Origin of the sequence: Actinoalloteichus spitiensis RMV-1378 (assembly GCF_000239155.1) — a bacterium.
Lineage (GTDB): Bacteria > Actinomycetota > Actinomycetes > Mycobacteriales > Pseudonocardiaceae > Actinoalloteichus_B > Actinoalloteichus_B spitiensis.
Genome location: NZ_AGVX02000400.1, coordinates 1 through 9,820 on the forward strand (window position 1 = coordinate 1; position 9,820 = coordinate 9,820).

Consider the following 9,820-nt stretch of genomic DNA (forward strand, 5'->3'; position numbering starts at 1 on the left):
CCCGCCGCTACACCCGGCTGCACGCGCAGGCCCTCCGGGCGTTCCTCGCGTTGCGCGGCGGGCACGGCCACCAGGCCGCGGTGGAGATCATGCGGGCCACCCATCGCGGCGACAGCGACTCCGCCTACCGGCTCCTCGACGCGGCACACGTCGCGCTGTTCACCGAACGCGACACCCGCCTCGAGGTCGCCGCCGCCCTCGAGGCCCTGTCCACCGGTGCCCCGACCCCGATCCGGGGGCGTGCGCTGACCGTGGGGGAACTCGCGCGCCGGCTCGACCTGCACCCGGCGACGCTGCGCACCTGGGAGACGGCCGGCATCCTGCGTCCCACCCGCGACCGGGCCACGGGGCACCGGGAGTACGGGCCGGACGCCGTGCGCGACGCCGAGATCGCACGGCAGCTGCGCCGGGGCGGCTACCTGCTGCACCAGGTCGCCCGGTTCCTCGAATCCCTGCGTGAGGCGGGCGACCCGGCCGCCTTGGCCGACTTCCTCGTCTCCTGGCAGGGCCGACTGACCGCCCGGAGCCGCCACCTCCTCGCCGGGGCAGCCCAACTCGACGCCTACCTCTCCCTGGTCGAGAGGACGAGCTGAGGTTCCCGGAAATCGCCCGTCGATGTTCGGCGAGCGGAGGCGCCTTCTTCAGCGTGTACTGGAACATGAACGGCGTCGGGCTCGTCACGCAGGCGCTGAACGGCAGGATCACCGCTTGGTTCGATCACCGCTACCCTCGTGCGCCTGATCCACACCAGCACGAGATCCGCCCGGAGTGGGCGCTCGGCCCTGACGTGGACCTCGACCTCGCCCGCCCGACCTGCCTCGCGCAGCTCGAGCGCCAGACCGGCGTCCCCGTCGATCCGCGCTGGCTCCAGCGGTGGCTGCCCACGTACTCGATCCCCGATCCGCACCTGCTCTACGGGGCGTGCCGGACGCGGATCGGCCGTGGTGAACGGCGGTCGCGCCGGCCGCACGCTCCGCTGGGGGCCGGATCGGCGGCGGGGTGAACCGCCAGCGGGCACGCGCCCGAACGGCGATCCACCCACCTCTGCGGTGCCTCCCTGTTCGACACTCCGCCCACGCCGTGCTGGCACTCCCGTCGCCAAGGCTCAACCGGTACTCCAACGATACGGTCGCAGGAGTGGATGACGGCGGTACCGACGAGAGCCTGACGGTCGACCTGAGCACGGCGGACCTGCGCGCGGTCGCGGGTTTCGCGGTGGCCTGCGCCCTTCCGGCGTTGGCGATATTCGAACGGCACCGTCCCGACGACCCGCGTCCGCGTGCCGCGATCGACGCCGCACGGGAGTTCGCCGGCGGGGCCAGGCGGACGAAGGTGATCCGGGACGGCGCCTGGGCGGCGCTCCGCGCGTACCAGGAGGCCCGCGACGCCGGGCAACCGTCGGCGGGGGAGGCAGCGCGTGCCGCGGTCGCCTCGGCCAGCGCGGCGTTCCTGCACCCCCTGGCGAAGGCGACCCAGGTCAAGCACATCCTCGGTTCGGCAGCCCACGCGGCGCGGGCGTTCGAGCTCGACGCCGGTGGCGACCCAGGGGTCGCCGCCGACCACCTCGTCCGGGCCCGGGGACTGGCCGGCCCCCTCGTGGTGGACGTCCTGACCCGCTACCCGGCGGCCCCGGGAGGCGGGGGCCGGGTGGGTGAGCTCCTACGCGCGCTGGACACGTCGTTGCGGGAGCTGGCGGCGGGCAGCGACGCGGTCCGGTCCTGATCGGACTGGCGCAGGGCCCGCCCCTGCCGTCACTCGGGGGCCGGCGACACCGGCCGGGAGGAAGCTCTTGGAGGATCTTCTCGGCGTGGAACGCGCGGAGCTGCCGGGCCCGGTGCCACCGCCAGGGCGCGCTCGCCCCACACCGCTGACCTGCCGCACGACCGGCAGCTGCCACCTGATCGGTCTGGACACGCTGGGCTCCTGGCGCCGTCCTGCCCCCGTCGTGCCCTGTCCGTGGCCTCCGCCCAGCTCGCTCCCTTCCAGCGATGGGCGCCGCGTGGGCAGAGTTGGCGGAGCGGGGACGTCCACCGCGCGGGCACTGGCCGAAATCGGCTCGGACCCTGGCCGTCCCCGGCGATGACCTCCGACCGGACCTGCCACCGCGTGGCCTCCCGCCCGGGCGGGATCCGGCCAACCGGACCTCAGCCGACCGCCACCGAGCCGGGTCCAGCGTTCGTTCGGGGGAACGCGGGACCCGGCCCTCCGGACGGCGTCAGTCGAGCACGGCGTCGGCCTCGACCTCGACGAGGACGTCCGGTTCGAAGAGGTAGTCGACGCCGATCAGCGAGGCCGGGGGCAGCGGGCTCGGAAGCCCGATCTCGTCCGCGACCTGCTGGATCCCGGCCACGAAGGCATCCATCTTGTCCGGCGCCCAGGCGACGGCGTAGAAGCGCAGCCGCACGACGTCGGCGAAGGTCGCGCCGGCGCCGGCGAGGCCCCGCGCGGTGTTGCGCAGGGCATGGGCGACCTGCCCGGCCAGGTCGCCGGTGGCGAGGGGGTTGCCCTCGGCGTCACGGGCGATCTGACCCGCCACGTGGATCTGCCGGGATCCCGTGCCCACCGAGACGTGGTGGTACGGGACCGGCTGGAACATTCCCTCGGGTGTCAACAGCCGCACGGCCATGGTTCGCCCTTTCGATCGAGGAACACGAGCAGGAACCAGCTGGTATCGAATGTGTACCTGGTATCCGAAGGGCACTTCAACGAGACTAGGTGTCGTGCAGGAAACCACCCCCTCCGCCCCGGAGCACCCGAAGGTCACCACCGAACACCGCGAACTGCTGGACCAGGTGCTCGACAAGTGGTCGCTGCTGGTGCTGGACACGCTGTGCGAGCGCCCGCGCCGCTTCAACGAGCTCCGCCGAGCCATCCCCCTGGTCACACAGAAGTCGCTGACCACCACCCTGCGCCGGCTGGAACGCAACGGCATGGTCGAACGGATCGTCACGGCCACCCGTCCCGTGGCGGTCGAGTACCACATCGCGCCGCTCGGGAAGACACTCCAGGACCTGATCGACGCCCTCCTGGGCTGGAGCTCGACGAACCTGCCGGCCGTCCGCCGGGCTCGGGCCCGGTTCGACGACGAGGCCGACCCAGCGAGCGGGTAGCACCAGCGGCTGGCCGTCCCCGGGTGGCGCAGCACCTCGACGTCGTGCTGGTGGGACTCGCCCCAGCCTCGCCTGCCACCCGGGCCCCCACGCGACCACCGGGGTCCGGGCGACCGGTGGTCCCAGGACGCGCATCGCCCGACCGCTTCGGCGAGAACCGGCGAGGGCGCCGACAGCAGCAGCGCCGGGCCAGGTGTCGGTGTCGGTGTCGGTGTCGGGCGACCGTCGGGCATGCCGGCGTTCGACTCGCGAGCACCAGGACGGGCGTCGGGCTGCCCGTCCGCCTCGGGCCGCCCCTCACCGCCAGCGCGCGCCCGTCCGGCCCTGGTCGCGACGTCCGGGCGGCGAGCTGACACCCGCGGACCGCCGCCGGTGCTGGCACGGATCAGCTCGTCCTCGTGGACATCGGCGCCGCCGGGCGGATCGTGTTTCCCTCGAAGGATGAAGTTCGGAGTCTCCACCTTCGTCACGGACGAGAGCATCCGCCCCGTCGACCTGGCCACGGCTCTGGAGGAGCGCGGCTTCGACGCGTTGTTCCTGGCCGAGCACTCCCACATCCCGGCAAGCCGGGAGAGCCCCTACCCGGAGGGCGGTGAGCTCCCACGCAAGTACTACCGCACCCTCGACCCCTTCGTGGTGCTCAGCGCGGCCGCCGCCGTCACCCGGCGGCTCGTGCTCGCCACCGGGATCGCGCTGATCCCGCAACGGGACCCGATCCACACCGCCAAGGAGGTCAGCAGCCTGGACCTCATCTCCGACGGCAGGGCGATCCTGGGCGTCGGCGGCGGCTGGAACAAGGAGGAGATGCGCAACCACGGCACCGACCCGGCCACCAGGGGCGCCCTCCTCGACGAGCGGGTGCTGGCCATCCGGCGCATCTGGACCGAGGAACTGGCCGAGTTCCACGGCGAGCACGTCGACCTCGACCCGATCCACCAGTGGCCCAAGCCGGTCCAGACGCCGCATCCGCCGATCTACGTGGGCGGCGAGAGCCGGGCGGCGCTCCGCCGGTTGGCCGAGTACGGGGACGGATGGCTGCCCCGGGCCAACACGCCACGACTGGCGGCCCGCGTCACCGAGGTCCGGGCGAAGGCCGGGAGGGACCTGCCGGTGACCGTCTTCGGCACTCCCGACGACCCCGCGACGATCTCCGAGCTGGCCGAGGCCGGCGTGGGCCGGTGCCTGTTCGACCTGGAGACGGCGGGGCGTGACGAGACCCTGCGCAGGCTCGACGCCCTGGCCTCGCTCGCCTCCACCTGAACACCGGCGTCCCGTTCGGAGCCGCCGGGAGGAACGACCAGGTCACGGTGCTGTGCCCGCCCGCTGTCGCCAGTCTCGGCGCTCCGACGCCGCGCCAGGACGCCACCGGCGCTCCCCGGCGGCGTGAGGGAACCCCGCGTCCGGTTCCGTCACGCGCCGATCGCCCGGAGAAAGCAGCGAGCCGAGCCTGTTCCCATTCCACCGAGGCCCGCCCCCTTGATCCGGCGAATTCTCCTTCCCTTTCCGCCGTCGGCCGACTCCGCATTCGCCCCACGAGGAATGGTGAGCCCACTCCGGAGCGATGCCACTCCTCGGGCCTTCTCGTTTCCTCGCCGGCACGGGAAGCGGGCGGGACACCCTTCCCGCCCGTGGGCATTCGAAGCCGAGTGGCGGGATACCGCCCCTCGGCGGCGCGTGGCCTGGCTCCCTCCGACGAGCTAGACGCCATCCTTCCACCGGCTGACCAGGCCCGGTTCGCGCGGTGGCGGCCGGCGCGCCGCCGTGGTAGCGCCCGTGCGGACGACGGCGGAATCGGGTTTCCGACGACCATCCACGCATCGCGCGTGCGCTGGCGTCCGCCGGGTGAGGGAAAACCAACCCGCGCCGCCTCGACGTTCGGGGAAATCGCCTCCCCGCTCCGGTTCACCCCGCTCGCCAGGAATCGGGAACGCCGTCGCGCCCGCGTTCCCCGGCCGAATCCGCACCGCCCCCGCCTCAGCGGCGCAAGTCGACGCCGAAGCCGACGGGACGCGCCGAGGGCCGAGGTGTGCGCCGTACACCACGGGTGTGGGCTGTATACATACTCCGGGTAATCGTCGAGGACCGGTGGACGTGGGATGGCGGCGAAGAGCACGAACCAGGAGACGTTCGCGCACGGCATGGCGCTGTTGTGGGGGACCACCGGCGACTCCGACCGTGGCCGTCGACCTCGGTTGACGCGGGAACGGATCGCGGAGACCGCGATCGGCATGGCCGACGTGGGTGGGCTGGCGGCGGTGTCGATGCGCGCGGTCGCGGCCCGGCTCGGTTTCACGGCGATGTCGCTCTACCGCCACGTCCCCAGCAGGGACGACCTGGTGGACGTGATGGTGGACCGCGCGTACGGGGAGCTCTCGCTCTTCTACGACCTGGCCGGTGGCTGGCGGGTGCGGTTGGAGGCCCGTGCCCGCCAGGACTGGGAGTTCTACCACCGCCACCCCTGGGTCCTGGAGATCTCCACGCACCGGGCGGTTCCCGGGCCCAACATGCTCGCGGCCCACGAGGCCGCGTTGGACGTCCTGCTGGCGACGGGGCTACCGGAGGACGAGCTGGTCAACCTGGCCCAGGCCGTGGACGGCTATGTCCGGGGTTCCGCCAGGCTGTCGGTGGAGGGTGCGGGCACCTGGGAGAACGGCTGGCGGTCAGCGGGCTCGCCGTTCTGGCGACGCTTCGACCTGACCAACTACCCGAACCTGGCGAAGATGGCGGCGGCCGGAGCGACCCCCGACCCCCGTTCCGCGTTCGAACTCGGTCTGGCACGGCTGCTGGACGGCGTCGAGTCCCTGGTCGCCGCCCAGGAGTCCCAGTCGCGGGAGGCGCTGTCGCGGGAGGCGCTGGAACCTGGCTCCGCGACGGGGACGGTCGTCCCCCGGAACCACTCGCGGTGCCTCAGCTGCGGAACCGAACTGGTCCTCGCGCCGACCGGCCGGCGCCGCAGCTACTGCTCGCGTGCCTGCCAGCAGCGTGCCTACCGGGCGCGCCGGGCGGGCGGCGGCGACCGCCCCCGGCCCCACGGCCGCACCGGGTCGACCGCGCCCTGACCCCTCGCCCCCGCCCCGGCGGAGGGCCCCCGCCCTGGCCGGCAGCTCCCGGCCGGCCCACCAGGCTCGGGGGAACCGATATCGGCCCGTCAACCGTCCGACTCGGTCAACGGTGAGGGGGCGGTCAACCGTGGGGCGCGGCCGGTCCGGTGTCGGAGCCGCTGACCCGCACGACGTGCCCGAGCAGCGCGCGCATCTCCGCCTCACTCGGCGGCTCGTCCGACAGCAGGGACTGCAACAGCAGGCCGTCCACGGTCGCCACCAGGGCGCGCCGGGCCGTCTCGTCCGGTACCACCGGTCGGAGCACCTCGGAGAGGGCGTCCAACCACTGTCTGGCGATCGGGCGGAGCGCGGGCCGGCGGGCCGCCTGGAGGTACAGCTCGTACTCGGCGATGGCCCGCCCCCGGTGGACGGTGACGTAGTCGGCCAGGGCACGGACCGGATCGGTCGCGGTCCGCCGCACCTGGTCGAGCAGACCGCCCGCGCTGTCCTCCACCGATGCCCGGAGCGCGCCGACCATGAGGTCGTCCACGGTCGCGAAGTGGTAGGCCGTCGAGGTCGGCGACACGCCCGCCTCCGCGGCCACCGCGCGGTGGGTCAGCCCGGCCACGCCCTCCCGTTCGACCACCCGGACGGCGGCGGCGACGATCAGCGCACGGCGCCGGTCACCCCTGGCCACCCGTCCGTCCCGCGACTCCGCCGTCACCCCTGCGCTCCCGTCCTTCCGTTCCCGCCCGTGTCCAGGTCCGCCTCGGCGGCGACCGAGGACGACGCCCCGGGGTCGCCGTGCCCGCCCCCGAGTTCGAGGAGCACGACACCTCCCACCACGAGGACCAGGCCGGCGATCTTGACCAGCGTCAGCTGTTCACCGAGGAACAGCGCCCCGATCACGGCGACGGCGGCCACCCCGATCCCGGCCCACATCGCGTAGGCGGTGCCGATCGGCATCCCCCGCTTCAGCACCTCGGCCAGCGTACGGAAGGCGATCACATAGCCCACCACCACGATGATCGAGGGGATCAGGCGGGAGAAGCCCTCGGAGAAGCGGAGGGCGACCGTCGCGGTCACCTCGGCGGCGATCGCGACGGCGAGCAGCAGGTAGACCATGCGAACCCCCTAACAATCAGAACATTTGTTCCATATTATGCACGGCCGCACGGTCGGAGGCCGCGAAAACTGGGCACACCGACAGCGCCAGGAGTTATTACCGGCCGGTAACCTGGTCTAGGCTGCGGGGAACAGTCCCGATCAGGAGGCCGGAAGCATGGGCGCTCTCCAGCTCACCCTCGTGGCGATCTGCCTCGCCGCCACGGCGTACGCCGTCACCCTGTTCGTGCGCGCCATCACCCGCATGGTCAAGACGATCCGCCTCGGGCAACCGGACCCGACGAGGAACGGACCGTGGGGGGCCCGGCTGCGCACCATGCTGACCGAGGCACTCGGCCACACCCGGATGCTGAAGTGGGGCGTCGTCGGTGCCGCGCACTGGTTCGTCGCGGCCGGCTTCGTCCTCCTCGTCCCCACCCTCGCCACCGGGTACGGCCAGCTCTTCGACCCCACCTTCGCGTTGCCGCTGATCGGGCACTGGATCGTCTTCGAGGTCGTGATCGAGTTCTTCGCCGCGGCCACCCTGATCGGCATCCTCACGCTGATCGTGATCCGGCAGCTCAACCACCCGCGCCGCCCCGACCGCGTGTCCCGCTTCGCCGGGTCCAACTTCCGGCAGGCCTACTTCGTCGAAGCGGTGATCCTCGTGATCCCGCTGTGCGTGCTGCTGCTCCGGGGCCTCGAAGGCGCGCTGCTCGGCGCCGACTCCTACTCCGCGAGCTTCCTGGCCAGCTACCCCCTGGTCCTGGCCTTCTCCGGCGCCTCGACCGGCGCCCTCGAAACCGGGGTCCTGCTCGTCGCCACGGTGAAGGTCCTCGTCTCGATGCTGTGGTTCGTCGTCGTCGCCAGGAACATCACGATGGGCGTCGCCTGGCACCGCTTCGCGGCCTTCGTCAACATCTACTTCAAGCGGGAACCCGAGGGCGGGCAGGCCCTCGGCGCGCTGCGGCCGATGATGAGCGACGGCAAGCCCCTCGACCTGGAGGAGGCCGACCCGGACACCGACACCTTCGGCGCCGGCAAGGTCGAGGACTTCACCTGGAAGGGCTGGCTGGACTTCACCACCTGCACCGAGTGCGGACGCTGCCAGTCCCAGTGCCCGGCGTGGAACACCGGCAAGCCCCTCTCCCCCAAACTCGTCATCACCGCCCTCCGGGACCACGCCTACGCCAAGGCCCCCTACCTGATGGCCGGCGGCCGGAAGGACATGGCCGGCGACGAGGTCGGCATCACCGGTGACGGCGCCGAGGCCCGGCTCGCCGGCATCGACGCCCTCGCCCTCGCCGAGGCCGAGCGGCCCCTCGTCGGGGAGCCCGGCGAGAACGGCGAACTCGGCGGCGTCATCGACCCCGAGGTGCTGTGGTCCTGCACCACCTGCGGGGCCTGCGTGGAGCAGTGCCCGGTGGACATCGAGCACGTCGACCACATCGTCGACATGCGCCGCTACCAGGTGCTCATCGAGTCGAACTTCCCCACCGAACTCGGCGGCATGTTCAAGAACCTGGAGAACAAGGGCAATCCCTGGGGGCAGAACGCCAAGGACCGCCTCGCCTGGACGGAGGACCTCGACTTCGAGGTCCCCGTCTTCGACGGCGAACTCGCCGACGACGTGGAGTACCTGTACTGGGTCGGCTGCGCCGGGGCCTTCGAGGACCGCGCCAAGAAGACCACCAGGGCGGTCGCGGAACTCCTGCACACCGCCGGCGTGAAGTACGTGGTGCTCGGACCGGAGGAGAGCTGCACCGGCGACCCGGCGCGGCGGGCCGGCAACGAGTTCCTGTTCCAGATGCTCGCCCAGCAGAACGTCGAGGTGCTCAACGGCGTCTTCGAGGGCCGACCGGCCGGTAAGCGCAAGATCGTCGCCACCTGCGCGCACTGCTTCAACAGCCTCGCCAACGAGTACTCCGAGCTCGGCGGGAACTACGAGGTCGTCCACCACACCCAGCTGCTGAACCGGCTGGTCCGCGAACGGCGGCTCACCCCGGTGGCCCCCGTCGCCGAGGACGTCACCTACCACGACCCCTGCTACCTGGGCCGCCACAACCAGGTGTACTCGCCGCCCCGCGAACTGGTCGGCGCCTCCGGCGCCGCGCTGCGGGAGATGCCCCGGCACGCCGACCGGTCGATGTGCTGCGGGGCCGGCGGCGCCCGGATGTGGATGGAGGAGCGCATCGGCAAGCGGATCAACGTGGACCGGGTCGACGAGGCGCTGGGCACCGCCCCCACCAAGATCGCCACCGGCTGCCCGTTCTGCCGGGTGATGCTCACCGACGGCGTCACCCAGCGGCAGAACGAGGGCACCGCCGGCGAGAACGTCGAGGTGGTCGACGTGGCGCAGCTGCTGCTCTCCGCCGTCCGCCGCGGGCAGGGAAGCGACGGGGCCGGCACGACGCCGGACGGACGGGCCGACGTGCCCACCGACGAGACGCCGACCGGCACGCCACTGCCCGACCAGGACACCCGGGGCTGAGACGGCGGTGGGAGGGGCGCCCCGCGCGGCGCCCCTCCCACCCGCTCCCGTCAGCGCCGTCCCGCGCCGCCAGG

The 9,820-nt window shown here is 72.6% G+C and carries 10 protein-coding genes; 7 read left to right on the forward strand and 3 right to left on the reverse strand.

Annotated features, from left to right (window positions below):
- The 3 genes from ACTIDRAF_RS0217390 to ACTIDRAF_RS29500 all read left to right on the forward strand — a co-directional run.
- Positions 1–593, forward strand: a 593-nt coding sequence (locus ACTIDRAF_RS0217390; protein ID WP_016700000.1) for a MerR family transcriptional regulator, incomplete at its 5' end; no start/stop codon positions are given.
- Between the two features lie 53 nt (positions 594–646).
- Positions 647–1,003: a hypothetical protein gene (locus tag ACTIDRAF_RS0217395; RefSeq protein WP_016700001.1), complete on the forward strand. Its 357-nt coding sequence runs from the start codon at positions 647–649 to the stop codon at positions 1,001–1,003.
- Positions 1,004–1,137: 134 nt separating this feature from the next.
- Positions 1,138–1,722 carry a putative immunity protein gene (locus tag ACTIDRAF_RS29500; protein ID WP_016700002.1) on the forward strand — a complete coding sequence of 195 codons (585 nt, stop codon included), beginning with the start codon at positions 1,138–1,140 and terminating at the stop codon, positions 1,720–1,722.
- Between the two features lie 493 nt (positions 1,723–2,215).
- Here the strand turns inward: ACTIDRAF_RS29500 and ACTIDRAF_RS0217405 are convergent, their stop codons facing one another.
- Positions 2,216–2,626, reverse strand: a complete 411-nt coding sequence (locus ACTIDRAF_RS0217405) for a RidA family protein (protein WP_016700003.1) — start codon at positions 2,624–2,626, stop codon at positions 2,216–2,218.
- A 94-nt stretch (positions 2,627–2,720) separates the two neighbouring features.
- Here ACTIDRAF_RS0217405 and ACTIDRAF_RS0217410 point away from each other — a divergent pair, with 94 nt between their 5' ends.
- The 3 genes from ACTIDRAF_RS0217410 (at position 2,721) to ACTIDRAF_RS29505 (ending at position 6,169) form a co-directional block, all read left to right on the forward strand.
- Positions 2,721–3,110 (forward strand): winged helix-turn-helix transcriptional regulator, encoded by a 390-nt coding sequence (locus tag ACTIDRAF_RS0217410; protein ID WP_016700004.1) that lies wholly within the window; start codon positions 2,721–2,723, stop codon positions 3,108–3,110.
- Between the two features lie 441 nt (positions 3,111–3,551).
- Positions 3,552–4,370: an LLM class F420-dependent oxidoreductase gene (locus ACTIDRAF_RS0217415; protein ID WP_016700005.1), complete on the forward strand. Its 819-nt coding sequence runs from the start codon at positions 3,552–3,554 to the stop codon at positions 4,368–4,370.
- 836 nt (positions 4,371–5,206) lie between these two features.
- A complete protein-coding gene (locus ACTIDRAF_RS29505) occupies positions 5,207–6,169 on the forward strand; it encodes a TetR/AcrR family transcriptional regulator (protein ID WP_016700006.1) in 963 nt (320 codons plus the stop codon).
- A gap of 124 nt (positions 6,170–6,293) precedes the next feature.
- Here the strand turns inward: ACTIDRAF_RS29505 and ACTIDRAF_RS0217425 are convergent, their stop codons facing one another.
- Both ACTIDRAF_RS0217425 and ACTIDRAF_RS29510 read right to left on the reverse strand, forming a co-directional pair.
- Positions 6,294–6,875, reverse strand: coding sequence for a TetR/AcrR family transcriptional regulator (locus ACTIDRAF_RS0217425; RefSeq protein ID WP_016700007.1), 582 nt, complete (start codon positions 6,873–6,875; stop codon positions 6,294–6,296).
- Positions 6,872–7,276 (reverse strand): SMR family transporter, encoded by a 405-nt coding sequence (locus tag ACTIDRAF_RS29510; protein WP_016700008.1) that lies wholly within the window; start codon positions 7,274–7,276, stop codon positions 6,872–6,874. Before ACTIDRAF_RS29510 ends, ACTIDRAF_RS0217425 begins: the two co-directional genes overlap by 4 nt.
- Positions 7,277–7,433: 157 nt before the next feature.
- Here ACTIDRAF_RS29510 and ACTIDRAF_RS0217435 point away from each other — a divergent pair, with 157 nt between their 5' ends.
- Positions 7,434–9,746 carry a (Fe-S)-binding protein gene (locus ACTIDRAF_RS0217435; protein ID WP_016700009.1) on the forward strand — a complete coding sequence of 771 codons (2,313 nt, stop codon included), beginning with the start codon at positions 7,434–7,436 and terminating at the stop codon, positions 9,744–9,746.
- The last annotated feature ends 74 nt before the right edge of the window (positions 9,747–9,820 follow it).

What these genes read in the sequence shown, in the direction of transcription:
- ACTIDRAF_RS0217405 (WP_016700003.1), bottom strand. Translation starts at nt 2,626, where the DNA reads ATGGCCGTGCGGCTGTTGACACCCGAGGGAATGTTCCAGCCGGTCCCG.
- ACTIDRAF_RS0217415 (WP_016700005.1), top strand. Translation starts at nt 3,552, where the DNA reads ATGAAGTTCGGAGTCTCCACCTTCGTCACGGACGAGAGCATCCGCCCC.
- ACTIDRAF_RS29505 (WP_016700006.1), top strand. Translation starts at nt 5,207, where the DNA reads ATGGCGGCGAAGAGCACGAACCAGGAGACGTTCGCGCACGGCATGGCG.
- ACTIDRAF_RS29510 (WP_016700008.1), bottom strand. Translation starts at nt 7,276, where the DNA reads ATGGTCTACCTGCTGCTCGCCGTCGCGATCGCCGCCGAGGTGACCGCG.
- ACTIDRAF_RS0217435 (WP_016700009.1), top strand. Translation starts at nt 7,434, where the DNA reads ATGGGCGCTCTCCAGCTCACCCTCGTGGCGATCTGCCTCGCCGCCACG.